The 17,531-nt window shown below is 67.5% G+C and carries 17 protein-coding genes and 1 pseudogene; 5 read left to right on the forward strand and 13 right to left on the reverse strand.

Annotated features, from left to right (window positions below):
• Window positions 1-42 precede the first annotated feature (42 nt).
• From EPD82_RS09905 to EPD82_RS09935, 7 genes and pseudogenes are all read right to left on the reverse strand, one after another.
• Window positions 43-1,185: pseudogene (locus EPD82_RS09905) on the reverse strand (IscS subfamily cysteine desulfurase); the annotation flags it as partial.
• A gap of 12 nt (window positions 1,186-1,197) precedes the next feature.
• On the reverse strand, window positions 1,198-2,361 hold the full coding sequence (locus EPD82_RS09910; protein ID WP_141056553.1) for a cysteine desulfurase family protein: 1,164 nt from the start codon (window positions 2,359-2,361) through the stop codon (window positions 1,198-1,200).
• 4 nt (window positions 2,362-2,365) lie between these two features.
• Window positions 2,366-2,845 carry an Rrf2 family transcriptional regulator gene (locus EPD82_RS09915; protein WP_055422758.1) on the reverse strand — a complete coding sequence of 160 codons (480 nt, stop codon included), beginning with the start codon at window positions 2,843-2,845 and terminating at the stop codon, window positions 2,366-2,368.
• 102 nt (window positions 2,846-2,947) lie between these two features.
• Entirely contained in the window at window positions 2,948-3,724 is a 777-nt protein-coding gene (cysE, locus tag EPD82_RS09920) for a serine O-acetyltransferase (RefSeq protein ID WP_141056554.1), read from the reverse strand.
• A gap of 41 nt (window positions 3,725-3,765) precedes the next feature.
• Window positions 3,766-4,509 carry an RNA methyltransferase gene (locus tag EPD82_RS09925; protein ID WP_141056555.1) on the reverse strand — a complete coding sequence of 248 codons (744 nt, stop codon included), beginning with the start codon at window positions 4,507-4,509 and terminating at the stop codon, window positions 3,766-3,768.
• A 31-nt stretch (window positions 4,510-4,540) separates the two neighbouring features.
• Complete coding sequence (locus tag EPD82_RS09930; protein ID WP_141056556.1) at window positions 4,541-4,819, reverse strand: type II toxin-antitoxin system RelE/ParE family toxin; 279 nt, start codon at window positions 4,817-4,819, stop codon at window positions 4,541-4,543.
• On the reverse strand, window positions 4,816-5,091 hold the full coding sequence (locus EPD82_RS09935) for a CopG family ribbon-helix-helix protein (protein ID WP_141056557.1): 276 nt from the start codon (window positions 5,089-5,091) through the stop codon (window positions 4,816-4,818). The genes EPD82_RS09930 and EPD82_RS09935 overlap by 4 nt, the downstream gene beginning before the upstream one ends.
• Before the next feature lie 201 nt (window positions 5,092-5,292).
• Between EPD82_RS09935 and EPD82_RS09940 the strand changes: the two genes are divergently transcribed.
• From EPD82_RS09940 to mutS, 3 genes are all read left to right on the forward strand, one after another.
• Window positions 5,293-5,718, forward strand: coding sequence for an organic hydroperoxide resistance protein (locus EPD82_RS09940; protein ID WP_141056558.1), 426 nt, complete (start codon window positions 5,293-5,295; stop codon window positions 5,716-5,718).
• Window positions 5,719-5,821: 103 nt separating this feature from the next.
• Window positions 5,822-6,625, forward strand: coding sequence for an inositol monophosphatase family protein (locus EPD82_RS09945; protein WP_141056559.1), 804 nt, complete (start codon window positions 5,822-5,824; stop codon window positions 6,623-6,625).
• A gap of 14 nt (window positions 6,626-6,639) precedes the next feature.
• A complete protein-coding gene (mutS, locus tag EPD82_RS09950; protein ID WP_206202269.1) occupies window positions 6,640-9,276 on the forward strand; it encodes a DNA mismatch repair protein MutS in 2,637 nt (878 codons plus the stop codon).
• On the opposite strand, the gene dnaQ is transcribed toward mutS, so the two are convergent.
• The 3 genes from dnaQ to EPD82_RS09965 are packed head-to-tail and all read right to left on the reverse strand — an operon-like array spanning window position 9,266 to window position 11,163.
• The gene (dnaQ, locus tag EPD82_RS09955) at window positions 9,266-9,970 is read right to left on the reverse strand and encodes a DNA polymerase III subunit epsilon (protein WP_055422763.1); all 705 of its coding nucleotides are present in this window, start codon (window positions 9,968-9,970) and stop codon (window positions 9,266-9,268) included. The two genes, mutS and dnaQ, sit on opposite strands and share 11 nt — an antisense overlap.
• Before the next feature lie 3 nt (window positions 9,971-9,973).
• Window positions 9,974-10,444 (reverse strand): ribonuclease HI, encoded by a 471-nt coding sequence (rnhA, locus tag EPD82_RS09960; protein ID WP_055422764.1) that lies wholly within the window; start codon window positions 10,442-10,444, stop codon window positions 9,974-9,976.
• On the reverse strand, window positions 10,441-11,163 hold the full coding sequence (locus EPD82_RS09965; protein ID WP_206202270.1) for a class I SAM-dependent methyltransferase: 723 nt from the start codon (window positions 11,161-11,163) through the stop codon (window positions 10,441-10,443). Before EPD82_RS09965 ends, rnhA begins: the two co-directional genes overlap by 4 nt.
• On the opposite strand from EPD82_RS09965, the gene gloB reads away from it, so the two are divergent.
• Window positions 11,162-11,938, forward strand: coding sequence for a hydroxyacylglutathione hydrolase (gene gloB / locus EPD82_RS09970; RefSeq protein WP_141056560.1), 777 nt, complete (start codon window positions 11,162-11,164; stop codon window positions 11,936-11,938). The genes EPD82_RS09965 and gloB overlap by 2 nt on opposite strands.
• 7 nt (window positions 11,939-11,945) lie before the next feature.
• Here the strand turns inward: gloB and EPD82_RS09975 are convergent, their stop codons facing one another.
• Together EPD82_RS09975 and EPD82_RS09980 are read right to left on the reverse strand one after the other, a co-directional pair.
• The gene (locus EPD82_RS09975; protein ID WP_082438336.1) at window positions 11,946-13,007 is read right to left on the reverse strand and encodes a GGDEF domain-containing response regulator; all 1,062 of its coding nucleotides are present in this window, start codon (window positions 13,005-13,007) and stop codon (window positions 11,946-11,948) included.
• A complete protein-coding gene (locus tag EPD82_RS09980; RefSeq protein ID WP_055422767.1) occupies window positions 12,970-13,449 on the reverse strand; it encodes an FKBP-type peptidyl-prolyl cis-trans isomerase in 480 nt (159 codons plus the stop codon). Before EPD82_RS09980 ends, EPD82_RS09975 begins: the two co-directional genes overlap by 38 nt.
• Window positions 13,450-13,613: 164 nt before the next feature.
• Between EPD82_RS09980 and EPD82_RS09985 the strand changes: the two genes are divergently transcribed.
• On the forward strand, window positions 13,614-15,713 hold the full coding sequence (locus tag EPD82_RS09985; protein ID WP_141056561.1) for a methyl-accepting chemotaxis protein: 2,100 nt from the start codon (window positions 13,614-13,616) through the stop codon (window positions 15,711-15,713).
• A gap of 19 nt (window positions 15,714-15,732) precedes the next feature.
• Here the strand turns inward: EPD82_RS09985 and EPD82_RS09990 are convergent, their stop codons facing one another.
• Window positions 15,733-17,505 carry a M61 family metallopeptidase gene (locus EPD82_RS09990; protein ID WP_141056562.1) on the reverse strand — a complete coding sequence of 591 codons (1,773 nt, stop codon included), beginning with the start codon at window positions 17,503-17,505 and terminating at the stop codon, window positions 15,733-15,735.
• Window positions 17,506-17,531 lie beyond the last annotated feature (26 nt).

Raw genomic sequence — 17,531 nt, forward strand, 5'->3', positions numbered from 1 at the left:
GAAATGACGCCGCTCGTGCGGCGGGGTTCCGCTTCAGCGCCTGCGCAGGGCAAGGATACGCTCGCGCAGCAGGCGGATCGCCGTGTCGATCTCCTCGGCGGTGGTGAAGCGCCCCAGGGTGAGGCGCAATGCACTGCGGGCGAGCTCTGGCGAGCGGCCCAGCGCGCGCAGCACGTAGGAGGGTTCGAGGCTTGCCGAGGTGCAGGCCGAACCGGCCGACACGGCCAGTTCCTCGCCCAGCGACAGGAGCAGCGCATCGCCCTCGATGCCCTCGACCGAGACGTTCAAGTTGTGCGGCACGCGATGTTCGAGGTCGCCATTGAGGTGGATGCCCGGCAGTTCCTGCAAGGCGGCGAGCAGCCGGTCGCGCAGCGCCCGGATGCGCGGCAGCTCATCGGACATCTCCGCGCGCGCGAGGCGATAGGCTTCCCCCATGCCGACGATCTGGTGCGTGGGCAGCGTCCCCGAGCGAAAACCGCGTTCGTGCCCTCCTCCGTGCATCTGCGCTTCCAGCCGCACCCGCGGGCGACGGCGCACGTAGAGCGCGCCGATCCCTTTGGGACCGTACGTCTTGTGGGCGGAAAAGGACATGAGCGAGACGTCGAGTTTTTGTAGGTCGATCGTCACCTTGCCGGTGGCCTGCGCCGCATCGACGTGAAAGAGGATGCCGCGCTCGCGGCACAGCGCCCCGATCTCCTCGATCGGCTGGATGACGCCGATCTCGCTGTTGACGAGCGCCACCGACACGAGCAGCGTGTCTGGCCGCAGGGCGCGTTCAAGTTCGTCCACGTCGACCAGACCGTTTTCCTGCACCGGCAGATAGGTGGCGGTGAATCCGCGCGCTTCCAGCGCCTTGACGCTGTCGAGCACCGCCTTGTGTTCGGTCTGCAGGGTGATGAGATGCCGTCCCTGGTCGCGGTAGAACTCGGCCACGCCCTTGATGGCGAGGTTGTCGGCCTCGGTCGCGCCCGAGGTCCACACGAGTTCGCGCGGTTCGCAGCCGACGAGCTCGGCCACACGGCTGCGCGCCTCTTCCACGGCTTTTTCCGCCTCCCAGCCGTAGGCGTGGGTGCGGCTCGCCGGGTTGCCGAAGCGCTCGGTGAGCCAGGGAATCATGGCATCGCGCACGCGGGGGTCCACCGGCGTGGTGGCGGCGTAGTCGAGATAGATCGGTCGTCGCTGCATGAAGGAATCCTTTCAATCGGCACACAGGGCCGCGAGGCGCCGCAGATCGCCTGCCGCCTGCGCGAGCGCGGCGAGAAACCCGTCGATGTCGGCTTCGGTCGTGCTGCTGCCGGTACTCACGCGCACGACCCCGCGGGCGAGCGCCTCGGGTACGCCCATGGCAAGAAGGCTGCGCGGTGCGCCAGGCTCACCGCTGGAACAGGCCGAGCCGGTCCCCACCGCGAAACCGGCGCGATCGAGCCGGCTGGCGAGCGCCGCCCCCTCCAGCCCGGGCAGCGCGAAAAAGGTGGTATTGGGTAGCCGCGTCGCCCCGGCGCCAAAGATCACCGCCCCCTGCGCCGCGAGCCCCGCTTCCAGCCGCTGCTGCAAGGAGCGCAGGCGGGCGTACCAGGATTCTCTGGCTTCGAGCGAGTCGGCGAGCGCCGCGGCCATGGCCATCGCGCCCGGCACGTTCTCCGTGCCCGAGCGCCGCCCTGACTCCTGCCCGCCACCGGTGATGAGTGGCTCCAATGCCACTTCACGGGCGAGCACGAGGGCGCCGATTCCGGGGGGCGCGCCGAACTTGTGCCCCGACAGCGTCAGCGCATGCACGCCCAGGCCGCGCCGCGACAACGGCATTTTCCCGGCCGCCTGCACCGCGTCGCAATGCACCAGAGCGCCGGCCTCGCGCGCCGCTCGGGCGAGCGCCGCCACGTCCTGGATCACGCCCGTTTCGTTGTGCGCCAACATCACCGAGACGATCGCCGGACGCTCGCGCAGGATGCGCTCGAAGGCAAAAGGGTCGATTCGGCCTTCGGCATCGACGGGGATCTCGACCAGGCGCCAGCCGTGCGCGGCAAGGAGCCTTGCCGTTTCGTAGACGCTGGAGTGTTCGACGGCGCTCACGGCGATGAGGCCGGGTTCCAGGCGCGCCGCCGCCCCGCGCAGAAAAAGCGCGTTGGCCTCCGTGCCGCCACTCGTGAAGACGATCTCCTCCGGCGAGGACTCCAGGCATTCAGCCAAGGTACGCCGCGCCTCTTCGAGCAACGTACGGGCGCGGCGCCCTGCGGCGTGCAGGCTGGAGGGGTTACCGAGCCGCTCGTCATCGAGGCAGGCGTGCAGCGCGGCGCGCGCCGCCGCGGCGAGCGGCGCGGTGGCGTTCCAATCGAGATAGACGCCACCTGCGGCGAAGGTCATCGCCTCAGCACGCCTCGCAGGCGGTGAGCTCGCTCGCCTCGCCCGCCTTCTTGCGGGGACGGCGACGGGAGATGACACGCTTGATCTCGCCGCGCACCACCGCCCCCAGGGTGACGGAATCGAGATACTCCATCATGCGCACGTTGAGGTTGCTCCACAGGTGGTGCGTGGAGCAGATGTGGTCGTTCTGGCAGTTTTCCTTGCCGCCGCACTGGGTGGTATCGAGCGGCTCGTCCACCGCTTCGACGATCTCGGCGATGGTGATCTCGTCCATCGGCCGCCCGAGGCGGTAGCCGCCGCCGGGTCCGCGCACGCTCGACACTAGCCCCTCGCGCCGCAGGCGGCTGAAGAGCTGTTCGAGATAGGACAGAGAAATGTCCTGGCGCTCGGCGATGGTCGCCAGCGCCACCGGCCCCTTGTCCTGGTGCTTGGCCAGATCCACCATCGCGGTGACCGCGAATCGCCCTTTCGTCGTCAGTCGCATCGTCCATCCTCCCGCCGGGTCGTGGCCGACGTGCCGTAAGCAAGATAACTTACCCTACTGAAAAAGTCAACTATTCGGGCGATGCGTTTCTGCTATCCCGGGCTATTCCACCCAGCGCGAGACGCGCTGCGGATCGAACCCCTGATCCTCGCCGGGCAGATCGGGCAAGGCGATGCCGGCCGCTTCCAGCCGGCGCACGAGTTCGGCGAAGCGCCGGTCGGATTCGACCGCGTGATCGAGCAGCGCATGCACCGCCTTGGCGAGCGGATCGTCGAGATCCTTGGTGAGCCCATAGGCGGTGAACCCGATCTCCTCGGCCTTGCGTCGACGGGCTTCGTCGCGCGACTCTTCTTTTTCCGGCTCGAGGATGCGCGCGAGCGTCCCCACCGCCGTGGCCCCAGCCGGAACCGGCTTGACGACGACCGCGTTCGAGCCGATTTTTGCCCCCGCTCCGACGGTAAAGCCACCCAGCACCTTGGCCCCGGCCCCCACCACGACGCCGGCTTCCAGGGTGGGATGGCGCTTGACGCCGCGATAGAGCGACGTGCCACCCAGCGTCACGCCTTGATAGATGGTGCAATCGTCGCCCACCTCGGCGGTCTCGCCGATCACCACCCCCATGCCGTGGTCGATGAACACGCGCCGGCCGATCGTCGCGCCAGGATGGATCTCGATGCCCGTGAGCCAGCGCGTGAGGTGGCTGAGGAAGCGCGCGAGCCAGCGCCAGCGCTTCGTCCACAAAAAATGCGCCAGCCGGTGCAGCCAGAGGGCGTGCAGGCCCGGATAGCAGGTGAGCACTTCCCAGCGCGAGCGCGCCGCCGGGTCGCGTTGCAGGATGCTGTCGATGTCTTCACGCAGGCGTTCCAGCCAGGAGGGCATGAAGGGGTTCCTTTCTCGGTTGCGCCGCAAGGCGGATCATTTTACGGGATTTTACGCGCCACCGCTTTGAGCATGCCACGCAGGATGTCGAGCTCGGCCCGTTCGAGCCGGGCGCGCGCAAGCAGCCGCCGCAGCCGCGCCTCCAGCCGTTTCGGCGAAGCTGGATCGTAAAAATCGAGCCGCTCGAGCACGGCGAACCACTGCGCGAGCAGACCTTCGACCGCCTCGTGTGAAGCAGGCACGAAATCGGGTGCGTCCGCGATGGCGCCTGCCTGCGGCGCAAAGGCTTCGCAGGTGCGGGCGAGCACGTAACAGGCCACCTGCACCGCCGCCGCGAGGTTGAGCGAGGAATACGCGGGATTGGCGGGGATCGTCGCCGGGAAGGTGCATTGCCACACTTCCTCGTTCGCGAGGCCATTCGTCTCGTTGCCGAAGACGAGCGCAGCCTGGGTGTCGGATGTGGAGTGCAGCGCCTGCAGCACTTCCCGGGCGCTCTCTTCCGGCGTGCGAAAAGGCTGAACGTAGGTGCGCGAGCGCGTGGTGAAGGCCACGCTCACGACGGTTCCGGCGAGCGCCTCGGCGAGCGTCTCCACCACCGTGGCGCCCTCGAGCACGTCGACCGCGCCCGAGGCGAGCGCCGTGGCCTGGGGATCGGGAAAACGCCGCGGCGCCACCAAGACGAGCCGGGACAGCCCCATCGTCTTCATCGCCCGGGCCGCCGCACCGATGTTGCCCGGATGCGAGGGGCGGCACAGCACGACGCGCACACGGGAAAGCAATCGCATGCCCTCGTGATCTAGCGTAAGCGACAACAATTCAGCGTTGCTCCCGTGTATGCCATATGCGCAAAACGAAGATATCCGAGTCACGGAGCTCGTATCGCATCTCGTAATCGCTTATGAGCAACCGACGAACCTCGCGCGGCGCGAACTGAAAAAGCTGCTCCCCGATCCGGGGATTCGTCACCAAGATATTCGGCGCCGAAATCAGGGTTTTCAGCACCCTCTTGGCCGCCTGCTCATTCTTCGGGGCAAGAAAAGCGTAGAGACGCTCCAAGTCGGACAAGGCCTTGCCCGTCCAGCGTATCTTCCTCATCTCGGTTCAGGCATCGGCAGAGGCTGATCGGTGCCGAGGCGTTCGGCCCATTCCTCGACGGCCCGATGCTCGAGCACCCGCCCCGCATCGACGTCTGCGAGCGCCTCCATCGTGAGGCGATCCTTTTCTTCCTCTTGGGCGATCCAAGCCGCAAGCGCTTGTTTCAGGATCCAACCTCGAGAGCGCTCCATGCGCCGGGCGAGATCATCGACTTTTTCGGCCAAGGAAACGGGAACATGAGCCGTCAGAACGCGGGTATCGGTTTTCGGCATCCCCCAAACTCTCGAGTTTGATTGAAATTCAATCGACGTGATCGAGTTTAAATCACCCCTGCGGACAACGCAACGCCTGCGAACGAATCGACCGCTTGCCCCAATCGAGAAAATCTATCGGGACGATCGTCTCGATCGCCATCGACGACAAAGGGTTTGCATGGATAATGAAATCCCAATCGAACCACTCAGGAGACTCCGATGAACGCCCTCTATACCACCCGAGTCACCGTCACCAATGGCCGCAACGGGCACGCGCGCAGCGAAGACGGTCTGCTCGAACTCGAGCTTGCCATGCCCAAGGAATTGGGTGGCACTGGCCAAGGAACCAACCCCGAACAGCTCTTCGCCGCCGGCTATGCCGCCTGTTTCGGCAGCGCCGTGATGCACGTGGCGCGGCAAAAGCGCGTTGCGCTCGCCGACCGCGACGTGAGCATCACCGCCGCAGTCTCTCTCCTATCCGCCCCTGAGGGCGGATTCCGTCTCAAGGTCGACCTGGAGGCGGCGCTCGCCGGGGTCGATCCACAGGCGGCGGAAGACTTGGTGCTCGCCGCGCATCAGGTCTGCCCCTACTCCAACGCCGTTCACGGCAACATCGACGTCACCTTGTCGGTGCGAACGGTCTGAAACGTACGGTCGAGGCCGGTTCCTGATCCGCCGGCCCCGCCGCCCTTTACGGTAAAATCCAAGGTTGGCCCGCAGGGGCGTTTCACCACCGAGGATTTCGCCGATGATCGTCCATCCTACCCTCAACATCGCCATCAAGGCCGCCCGGCGCGCCGCCGCCATCATCAACCGCGCGGCGCTGCAGCTCGAGCGGCTCACCATCGAAGCCAAGGCGTTCAACGACTTCGTCACCGAGGTCGATCGCGCGGCCGAAGAGGCGATCATCGAGACGATCCGCGAAGTGTACCCGGAACACGCCATCCTCGCCGAGGAATCGGGCGCACTGGCCGGGGAAGGGTTCGAGTGGATCATCGATCCGCTCGACGGCACGACGAACTTCATCCACGGCGTGCCGCAATACGCCATCTCCATCGCCGTGCGCAAGGACGGCGTCTTGGAGCACGCGGTGGTCTTCGATCCCCTGCGCAACGAACTCTTCACCGCCTCGCGCGGCGGCGGAGCCTATCTCAACGAACGGCGCATCCGGGTGAGCCGCACGGTGAAGCTGCACCAGGCGCTCATCGGCACGGGCTTCCCGTTCCGCGAGTTTCGCCACATCGACACCTATCTAGCGATCTTCCGCGATCTGGCGCAAAAGACCGCCGGCATCCGCCGCCCGGGCGCGGCGGCGCTCGATCTGGCCTACGTGGCCGCCGGCCGCTTCGACGGTTTCTGGGAATTCGGTCTCAAGCCTTGGGACATGGCCGCCGGGGCCTTGCTGATCCTGGAGGCGGGCGGCCTGGTGAGCGATCTCTCCGGCGAGGGCGGCTTTCTCGAGAGCGGCAACGTCGTGGCCGGCACCCCCAAGGTTTTCGTGCCGCTGCTCGGCGTGGTGCGCGAGCATCTGCCGGCGGAGCTTCCCCGCTGAGGGCGGTTCGTGTCATGCCGGCCGTAGCCGATCTCTCCGCCCACACCCCCATGATGCAGCAGTACCTGCGCCTCAAGGCGCAGCATCCGGAGTGCCTGCTGCTCTTTCGCATGGGGGATTTCTACGAGCTCTTCTATGAGGACGCCGAAAAGGCGGCGCGGCTGCTCGATCTCACGCTCACCACCCGCGGCCAGTCGGCCGGAGCTCCTATTCCCATGGCTGGCATTCCGTTCCATGCCCTGGAGACCTACCTGGGGCGGCTGATACGCGCCGGGCTGGCGGTGGCCATCGCCGAGCAGCAGGGTGAGCCGGGCGCGCAAAAGGGACCGATGGAGCGGGTGGTGACCCGCATCGTCACGCCGGGCACGCTCGTCGATGCGGCACTGCTCGACGAGCGCAGCGATGCGCCGCTTGTCGCCCTTTTTACCCGCAAAGGGAGGACGGGCGTGGCGACCCTGACTTTGGCGAGCGGCGACTTTCGCCTGCTGGTGTGCGAGACCGCCGAGCTGGAAGCCCAGCTCGAGCGCCTGCGCCCGGCCGAAGTGCTCGTGCCCGAGGAACTGCCCTTGCCGCCGGTGCTGGAGACGGGGCGTGCGCCGCTGCGCCGCCTGCCCGGCTGGCAGTTCGATGCGACGATCGCGCGGCGGCTGCTGACGGCCCATTTCGGGGTGCAGGATCTGGCCGCCTTCGGCGTGGAAGTGGCGCACGAGCCGGCGCTCGCCGCGGCCGCGGCGCTTTTCGAATACGTGCGCCAGACGCAGAAGAGCGAGCTCGCCCACGTGCGCACGCTGCGCCTCGAGCGCGATGACGACTATCTGTGGCTCGACGCCGCCACGCGGCGCAACCTCGAACTCACGGAGACGCTGCGAGGCGAATCCTCCCCTACCCTCTTCTCCACGCTCGATTTCACCCGCACGGCGATGGGCGCGCGCTGGCTGAAGCACGCCCTGCACCATCCGCGGCGCGATCCCGCAGCGGCGCGCGAGCGCCAGGCGGTGATCGGAACCTTGATCGCGCAACCGCGCACCTTCGCCGCGATCCTCGAGCGGCTCGACGGCCTGGGCGATCTGGAGCGGATCGCCGCGCGCATCGCACTCGGTACGGTGCGCCCCAGGGAACTGGCGGCGCTACGCACCTCGCTGCGCCGCCTGCCCGAGCTGCGTGCCCTGCTCGAGCCGCACCGCGAGGCGCCGCTCCTTGTTGCCCTGAGCGACGCCCTGGCCGTGCCGCCCGAAGCGCTCGCGCTCCTCGAGCGCACGCTCGCAGCCGAGCCGCCGGCGCTCGCGCGCGACGGCGGCGTGATCGCCCCGGGAGTCGACGCCGAGCTCGACGAGCTGCGCACCCTGCAAAACGACTGCGGCGCGTTCCTGCTCGAACTGGAAGCGCGCGAGCGGGAGCGCTCCGGCATCGCGACGCTCAAGGTCGAATACAACAAGGTGCATGGCTTCTACATCGAGGTGAGCAAGACGCACGCCGACAAGGTGCCGGCCGACTACCGCCGGCGCCAGACGATGAAGAACGCCGAGCGCTTCATCACGCCCGAGCTCAAGGCCTTCGAAGACCGGGCGCTGTCGGCGGCCGAGCGGGCGCTCGCGCGGGAGCGTTTCCTCTATGAAGATCTGGTGCGCCAGCTGCTCGCCTGGGTGGCGGCGCTGCAGCAGGCCGGGCGCGCCGCCGCCGAGCTCGACGGGCTTTCCTCGCTGGCGCAAGCCGCCGAGCGCTACGGTTACGTGGCGCCGGAATTCGCCGAAACGCCGGGGCTCGCGATCGAAGGCGGGCGACACCCCGTGGTGGAGCGCCAGGTGGAGACGTTCGTAGCCAACGACGTACGGCTCGACGGCGAAACGCGGCGGCTCTTGGTGATCACCGGCCCCAACATGGGCGGCAAATCCACCTTCATGCGCCAGACGGCGCTCATCGCCCTGCTCGCCTACGTCGGTGCCTGGGTGCCGGCGCGGCGCGCCGTCATCGGGCCGCTCGATGCCATCTACACCCGCATCGGCGCAAGCGACGATCTCGCCTCCGGCCGCTCCACCTTCATGGTGGAAATGACGGAGGCGGCCTACATCGTGCACCACGCGAGCGAACGCAGCCTCGTGCTGATGGACGAAATCGGCCGAGGTACCTCGACTTTCGACGGCATGGCGCTCGCCTGGGCGATCGCGCGCCAGCTGCATGGCAAAAATCGCGCCCTCACCCTCTTCTCGACGCACTATTTCGAGCTCACGCGCCTGGCCGAAGAGCTGCAAGCCTGCGCCAACGTACACGTGGAAGCGGTGGAGCACGAGGGGCGGGTGGTCTTTCTCCACTCGGTGCGCGAAGGGCCGGCAAGCCGCAGTTACGGCATCCACGTGGCCGCGCTCGCGGGCATGCCGCGCGCCGTGCTCAGCCAGGCCCGCCGGGAACTGGCGCGACTGGAGGCCCGCGCGATGGAGGAAAGTCGCCAGCCGCAGCTCTTCGCCTGCGAACCGGGCGAGGACTTGCCGCCCGAACCCGAGCCGCAGCGCATCGAAGTGCTGCCGGCCTGGCTCGCGCCGCTCGCCGACGTCGATCCGCGCACCCTCACCCTGGGAGAGGCGATCGAGTGGTTCGAGCGCCTGCGCGCGGCGCTGCGTGCAGCCGAAAACGAAGCGCCCCGCCTTACTCGGTGAGCGTGCGCCACAGCGTTTTGCCGCCGCTCGCTTGGTCGATCTCGGCGAGCACCGCTTCGTGGGCGACGAGTTCTTCCTCGCTCGCCCGCAGCACCCGCAGCGCCGGCCGGGGGGCGCCGTCGCGCCGCGCGCCACCTTGGACCCTCACCGCGGGCGCTGCGTCCAGCATCAGGGTTTCCTGCCCCCGGGTCATCGCCAGATAGACTTCGGCGAGCAGTTCCGCGTCGAGCAGCGCGCCGTGCAGGGTACGGTGGCGGTTGTCGATGCCGTAGCGCTCGCACAGCGCGTCGAGCGAGGCCTTCTTGCCCGGGGCGATCGTCTTGGCGAGCTTGAGCGTGTCGATCACGCCGCTGACCACCGTCTCGATCGGGTCCCGCCCCAGACGGGAGAGTTCGGCGTTGAGGAACCCCAGGTCGAAGGCGGCGTTGTGGATGATGAGTTCGGCCCCGCGCACGTAGTCGAGGAATTCGTCCACGATATCGGCAAAGCGCGGCGCATCGCGCAGCATCTCGTCGGTGATGCCATGCACCTCCACCGCCCCGGCGTCGATCGAACGCTCGGGGTTGAGATAGCGGTGGAAGCGGTTATCGGTAAGGCGCCGCGCCAGCAGCTCGACGCAGCCGATCTCGATGATGCGATCCCCGTTCTTCCAATCGAGCCCCGTAGTCTCGGTATCGAGCACGATCTGATGCATGGCTCACTTCTCCTGCGTCTCGGCGGCTCCCCGCCGCACTTCCTCGATGCCGCGGCGCGCGAGCTCGTCGGCCCGCTCGTTGCCCTCGTCCCCGGAATGCCCGCGCACCCAGTGCCATTCGACGGGAAAACGCGCCGCAAGCGCATCGAGCTCCTGCCACAGATCCTGATTGGCCACGGGCTTGCCAGCGGCGGTGCGCCAGCCGCGGCGCTTCCACTGCGGCAGCCATTCGGTGATGCCCTTTTGCACGTACTGGCTGTCGGTGTAGATCGCCACCGGCACGGCCCGGCGCAGCGCGCGCAGCGCCTCGATCACCGCCCGCAGCTCCATGCGGTTGTTGGTGGTGGCGGGTTCGCCGCCCCACAGTTCCTTGCAGTGACCGTTCCAGCGCAGCACCGCCCCCCAGCCGCCGGGGCCGGGATTGCCGGAACAGGCCCCGTCGGTATGGATCTCTACCTTGCGCGTTTCGCTCACGATTCCCTTTTCAGCTTCGTGCACTCGGCGATCGCCGCGAGCCGCTCGGCGCGCTGTTTCTTGCGGTTTTGCCAATCAGGCTGGATGATCCGCATGCCGGGCACGCGCTTGACCGCGTCGAGCACGTAGACGCCGCCAAAGAGCGGCCACCAGCGGTCCCCCGCCGCCTCGAACGCGCGACGCGCGCGCGGCAGCCGCTCGCCGGGCGGAGCGTACAGGCCGAAACGCCCACCGCGCGGCTCGAAGCCGAGCACGAGCAGCCGGTCCTTGAGGCGCGGTACCGTCATGCTGCCCGGCAGTCGCGGCCAGCGTTCGTGCCGTGACAGCAGCCGCCAAGGATACCAAGGGTTGAAGCCGAAGAACAGCGCATGCCCTTCTGGCACCAGCACGCGCTCGAGCTCGCGCAGCAGGGCGTGCGGATCGGCGCTGCGATCGAGTGCAAACGGGGCCACCACCAGGTCGAGGGCGTTGGATTCGAACGGCAGCTCGTCCCAGGCGGTGCGCACCTCGCCGCCTTCGGGATCGCAGCGCCAGCGCCACGGGATGCGGCTGTAGGCGAGCAGATCGCGCTGCGGCAGGCCGAGCTGGATGGCGTAGAATCCGAAGACGTCGGTGACGAAGCGGCCGACGACTTCCTCGCACCACGCCCAGACCCGTGCGCCGCCCGGTGTATCCAGCCAGGCGGGAAAAGCCGGTTCTCGCATTTCAGGAGAAGTCATGACCCAAACGTTCCTCGAGCCCATCGCCGCTTTGAGCGACAACTATATCTGGATGTTGCACGACGGTCGACACGCCTTGGTGGTCGACCCGAGCGAAACCGACCCGGTGCGCGCCGCGCTCGTCGCCCGCGGCCTGCGCCTGGCCGCCATCCTCGTCACGCACCATCACGCCGACCACACCGGCGGCGTGCCGGCACTGCGCGCCGACTACGACGTTCCCGTGTACGGACCTGCCGCCGAGGACATCGCCTGCCTCACCCAGAGGCTGCGCGAGGGCGAGGCGGTGGAAATTCCCGAGCTCGGCCTGAAGCTCGACACCTGGGAGATCCCCGGCCACACCCGCGGGCACCTCGCCTATGTCGGCGCGGACTTCGTTTTTTGCGGCGATACCCTCTTCTCCGCCGGCTGCGGTCGCCTGTTCGAGGGAACCCCGGCGCAGATGTACGCTTCGCTGCAGCGGCTCGCCGCGCTGCCCGAGACGACGCGCGTGTGCTGCGCCCACGAATATACCCTTGCCAACCTGCGTTTCGCCGCCGTGGTCGAGCCGGATAACGCCGATCGCATCGCCTACCAGGGCCGCTGCGAAGCAAAACGCGCCGCGGGCGAACCGACGCTGCCGAGCACGATCGGCCTCGAGCGCGCGGTCAACCCTTTTCTCAGGGTGCATACGCCGACGGTGGCTGCGGCGATTGCGCAGCACTACGGATACTGCCCCGCCGATCCGGTCGAGCGCTTCCGTCTGCTGCGTCAATGGAAGGACGGCTTTCGCGGTTGAACCCGGTTCAGGAAGAAGCACAGGGAGGCGCGGGCGAAGCAGGGTTAATGGCATCCGCATCACAGATGACGACCCGATTCCTGCCCGCTTTTTTCGCCTGATAAAGGGCGGCATCGGCAAAGTCGATGAGGCGGTTCGCCGGCATGGCAGGCAATTTTGCCGGATGCGCCACGGCACCGCCCACCGAGATCGTCACATGCTCCGCCGTGCCTTGGGCCGGGTGGGGAATGCGCAGTTTCTCCACGTTCTCGCGGATGCGCTCGGCGATGTGGCGCGCTCCGGCAAGGTCGGTGTTGGGCAGCACCACGGCGAACTCCTCGCCACCATAGCGCGCGGCCATGTCGCCGGGACGCTGCAGGGAGCCGGCGATGGTGGCAGCCACGATCTTCAAGGTGTCGTCGCCGGCCAGATGCCCCAGGCTGTCGTTGAACGCCTTGAAGTGATCCACGTCGATCATCAAGAGGGCAAGCGGCCGCTCCTCGCGGCGGCAGCGGGCCCACTCGCGCGCGAGCTTGTCGTCGAAGCCGCGGCGGTTGGCGATGCCGGTGAGACCGTCGAGATTGGTGAGCCGGCGCAGTTTCTGGTTGGCCTCGTCGAGCCGGCGGGTGAGCAGAAGCAGGTTCTGCTGGGCGTGCGCCAGGCGTAGCATGGCCCGCAGCTTGGCTGCCAGCACCACGAAAGAGACCGGCTTGGCGAGATAGTCGTCGCCGCCCGCCTCGATTCCCGCCTCGATGGCGCGATCGTCGCTGCGGGCGGTGAGAAAGATGATGGGGGTCCACTCGCCCGGGCGCTCGGACTGGCGGATGCGCCGGGCCACCTCGATGCCGTCGATGCCGGGCAAAATCACGTCGAGCAGTACGACATCGGGATTTTCCCGGAAAAAGAGCTCCAACCCTCCCTCGCCGTCGTGCGCGAGCAAGGGGGTGCAGCCCATTTTTTCGAGGTGGCGCGCAAGCACCGCGGCGCTGGTGACCGTATCCTCGATCACCAGCACCTTGGGCTCGCTACCGGGAAGCCTGCCGGTGGACGCCTCAGTGCGCGTGCCCGCCGGCCCCGTGAGGGTGTCCATGGGCGATCTCTTCGGGCGTGGCGGGACGCACATCGGCGACTTCGAGCTCGAACACGAGCGCCATACCCGCGAGCGGGTGGTTGCCGTCGACCACCACCTTGCCTTCGGCGATGTCGGTGATGCGATAGAGGATGTCGTCCTCGCCGTCCTCACCCACGCGCTCGAAGGCCATGCCGACCTCGATGTTCTCGGGAAAGAGGCTGATGTCCTCGATGAAGACGAGCTCTTCGTCGTACTCGCCGAAGGCTTCTTCCGGCTGCAGCTTCAGGCGCAGCGTGTCGCCCACGCTCTTGCCCTGCAGCGACTCCTCGATCTTGGGGAAGATCCCGTCGTAGCCGCCGTGCAGATAGACCAGGGGTTCCTTGCCGTCGTCGATCAATTCGCCGTCGCTGTCGCGCACCGTGTAGCGCAGCGTGACCACCGTGTTTTTTGCCACTTCCATGGAACGAACTCCGTACAATCAAAGTAAGATGGCACCGCCCGAGGACACCCCCGTCCGATGCCGAGCCATTGTAGCAGCATGACCGCCGGCACGGCAGGAGGTTCCTAAAGTTTTTGTCGCGGTCGCCGTAATCTTACAAAATCCATCGAGCAGAGAGTCCGACCATGCGGATCAACCAACCCGTGACGCAGCAAGAATACCCCGTGCGCGACGACGTGGTGATCGTCTCCCACACCGACAAGGAAGGCGTCATAAAATATGTGAATGACGACTTTTGCGAATACGCCGGGATGACGCGCGAGGAGCTCATCGGCCAGCCGCACAACGTCATCCGCCACCCCGACACGCCGCCCGAGGTGTTCCGCGACCTGTGGGAAACCATCCAAAGCGGTCATCCCTGGCAAGGCGTGATCAAGAACCGGCGCAAAAACGGCGATCACTACTGGGTCAAGGCCACCGTGGCGCCGCTACCCGACGGCTCGGGCTACATGAGCATCCGGCTCAAGGCCTCGCCGGAAGAGATCGCCGCCGCCCAGGCGCTCTACGCCCGCCTGAACGCCGATCCCTCCCTGCGGCTCGAACGCGGACAGCTGCGCCCCCCGGCGCCGGTGCGCCTGCTGCGCCGCATCACCCTCAAGGCCCGCTTCTGGACCACGGTGGTCGTGGCGATGCTGCTCTTCACCGGCATGGGATATACCGCCGTGCAAACCCTGCAAAGCGAGATCGGCATGATGGGATCCATCTACCAGGATCGGGTGCTGCCGCTTGCCGACCTCGCCACGGTGAAGCACCTCATCGAGCGCAAGGGATCGATGCTCTACCGCGCGTTTGGCGAGGCAGCCACCCAGTACGGCAGCGGCGAGTATTACCGCGAAGAGGAGCAGGAGATGGACCGGGCAGCGGCCGAGATCGACCGGCGCATCGCCTCCTACCTCAAAAAAACCGACGATCCGGAAGAACGGGCGCTCTTCGAGAAATTCGAACGAAATCGAAGCGCCTACCATGAACTGCTGATGACGGCGCGCACCGCCCTGGAGCAGGCGCCCGATCGCGACACCGCTCTGGCAATCGCCGGAGGATTCCTGACCGCGATGGAAGATCGCGGCCGGGTGGTCCATGCCACACTCGACGAGCTCATCGCCTTCCAGCGCGCCCGTACCGATGCCGGCCTGCAGCGTGCCGCCAGCGAGGCCCGTACCACCGAATACGCCCTGCTGGGGCTGGGCGTGGCCGGTTTCGTGCTGCTCGCCGTGCTGGCCGCCTGGGCGGGGCGGCGCATCGAGCGCGGCATGGCCAACATGCTCTCCATGGCGCGCTCCATCGCCCGGCTCGACCTGCGCACCGACGTGGACGACCCGCAGCGCGACGAGATCGGAGATCTGCTCGACGCACTCAAGATCATGCGGGCGCGGTTCTACGAAGTGGTGATCACCCTGAGCCAGGTCGGACACAAGCTCAAGGACGCGGTGCAAGACGAGACCCAGCGTGCGCTGCAGACCTCCGATGCGGCGAGCAAGCAGGCCGAGGCGGCGCAGCGCATGGCGAGCAGCATCGAGGAGCTTTCCGCCACCATGGACGAAGTCGCCGCCAGCGCCGAACGCTCGGCGCAGCAGGTAGCCGAGGGCGTCGAGCGCAATCGCGCCGCCGCCGCCCGGGTGCGCGCGAGCGCCGAGCAAACCGAGCGGCTCGCCGACGAACTGAGCGCCTTCGCCGGCGAGGTACAGTCGCTCACCGAAGCGATGCAGTCGGTACGCTCGGTGGTCGAAGTCATCCGCGACATCGCCGAGCAGACGAACCTGCTGGCGCTCAACGCCGCGATCGAGGCGGCGCGCGCCGGCGAACAGGGACGCGGCTTCGCCGTGGTGGCCGACGAGATACGGAAACTGGCCGAACGCACGGCAAAATCCACGGTCGAGATCGGCGAGATGATCGGCCAGGTCGAACAAAAAGTGGAAGCGACGGTGACCCACATGGCCGAGGGCCAGCGCACCGTGGGCGAGACGGTGGAATCGGCCCGCGAAGCCGCGCAGGAAATCGCCCTCGTCGAACAGAGCATGGATCAGATCGGAACACAGGCGCTCGCGATCCGCGACAGCGTCCAGGAACAGGCCGCCGTGACGCGGCACGAAGCCGAGGAAGTGGGCCGCATCGCCGAGATGGCGGAATCCCTCGCGCGCCTGGCGCAGCAAGGGCGAGAACTCGCGCGAGAGCTCGATGCGATGACCCAGGCGATGGCCCAGATGCTGCGCCAGTTCCGCACCTGAGGTCAGTGCGAACGAGCGACTACGGCGCGGCGAGGCGCAGCCAGGAGTTCAAGCGCTTCCGCTGCTGCGCCGTGGGGCGCGGCGCAAGGGCGAGCTCCACCCGCTCCAGCGCGGGGGGCGCGAGTTCGAGCACCGCCTCATAGAGCCGCCCCTCGCGAAAAGCGTGCACCGGCACCCGCGCCCCCGCGCCGCGGCGACGCAGCACGCTCTCCCACTGCGCGGAACTCGCCTTGAAGCCATCGACCGCGATGAGCTCGTCGCGCGGCGCGATGCCGGCACCCTCGGCCGGGCTCGCGCGGCGCACCGCTGCCACCCGCATCGAATCGCGCTCGAAGCGCAATCCCGTATCGGGCAAGGCGGCCGCGATCTCGCGCCACTGCACGCCGAAGCGGCGCAGCAACGCCGCCAGAGGCGGATCCTCGGTGCCCTGAACCATTCTTTCCAGCCAACGCGCGAGCCGCGATCCGGCCATTTCGTGGAGCACGGCAAACGGCGCCTCTTCCCCCATGCCCTCCCCGCTGCGGCCGTAGCGTTCCCATAGCGCGCGCAGCAGCGCATCGAGCGAAGCGCCGCGTTCGCGCAGCTGCAGATCGAGCGCCAGGGCCAGCAATGCCCCTGTGGCGTAGTAGCTCACGGTGGCGTTGGCGCTGTTCTCGTCCGGGCGGTAGAACTTGATCCAGGCATCGAACGAGGCTTCCGCCAGGCTCTGGCGCAGCCTCCCCGGAGTCGTCAGCACCTGGGTAGCCGTCTTTGCCAGCAGACCCAGGTAACGGTCCGCATCGATCACCCCGGCGCGCACCAGCAGTAGATCGTCGTAGTACGACGTCCAGCCCTCGAAGAGCCACAGCAGGCGCGTGTAGTTTTCGGCGAAGAGATCGTAGGGGGTAAAGGCAGCGGGCTTCAAGCGCTTCACCACCCAGGCGTGGAAATACTCATGGCTGAAGAGCCCCAGCAAGCGCACGTACTCGTCCGAGGGTGCGCCCATGCCCGGCCAGGGCAGATCGCGCCGCGCCGCAAGGAGCGCCGCGCTCTCACCGTGCTCCAGGCCCCCATAGCCCTCGTCGGTGAGCGTCAACAGGAAGAGATAGCGCGCGAAGGGGACTTCGCCGAAGAGTTCCTGGGCCGAGGTGCAGATCGCCGTCAGGTCGGCCGCCAGGCGCACCCAGTCGAAAGGCTCGGCGTGCCCGATGAGCGCCACCGTGTGCGGCACGCCCCCGGCGCGGAATTCGACGAATTCGAGCGGCCCCATCGAGACGGGAGCATCGATGAGCGCATCGTAGTCGGGCGCACGATAATCCCCGAAGCTCCAGAAGGCCGTTCCCTCGGCGGGCTCGAGCGCGGTGGCCACTTTCCATCCGGCACAGCGGGGATCGGACGGCGGAAGGAGTCGAACCCGATGTTCCTCGCCGCTTCGCCCCTCGAGGCGCAGAAAGAGGCTCGTGCCGTTGAAAAACCCCCTGCCCGTGTCGAGCCAGGCTTCGCGCACCGACGCGTCGAAGGCCCACACGCGGTAGCGGCAGCGCAGCGCGCAAGCCCCGCGCGGCGGTACGATCCTCCACGAGCACTTGTCGATTTTGGTCGCGGCGAGGGGCCGCCGCGACCCATCGGCCAGCACCGCCTCGGCCTCGAACTCGAGCAGGTGACGGGCAAACTCGCGGATCAGATAGGAACCGGGGATCCAGGTTGGCAGACGCAGCACAAGCGCCTCCTCTCCGGCCAAAGAGGCTTCCATCTCGACCAGGAATTCGTGGGCCGCGGGATCGTCGCAGCGGACGGTGTATTCTATCGACATTGAACTTCTCCTCGTTCCGGCAGCGA

It is taken from the genome of Tepidiphilus succinatimandens (assembly GCF_006503695.1).
In the GTDB taxonomy this organism is placed as follows: domain Bacteria; phylum Pseudomonadota; class Gammaproteobacteria; order Burkholderiales; family Rhodocyclaceae; genus Tepidiphilus; species Tepidiphilus succinatimandens.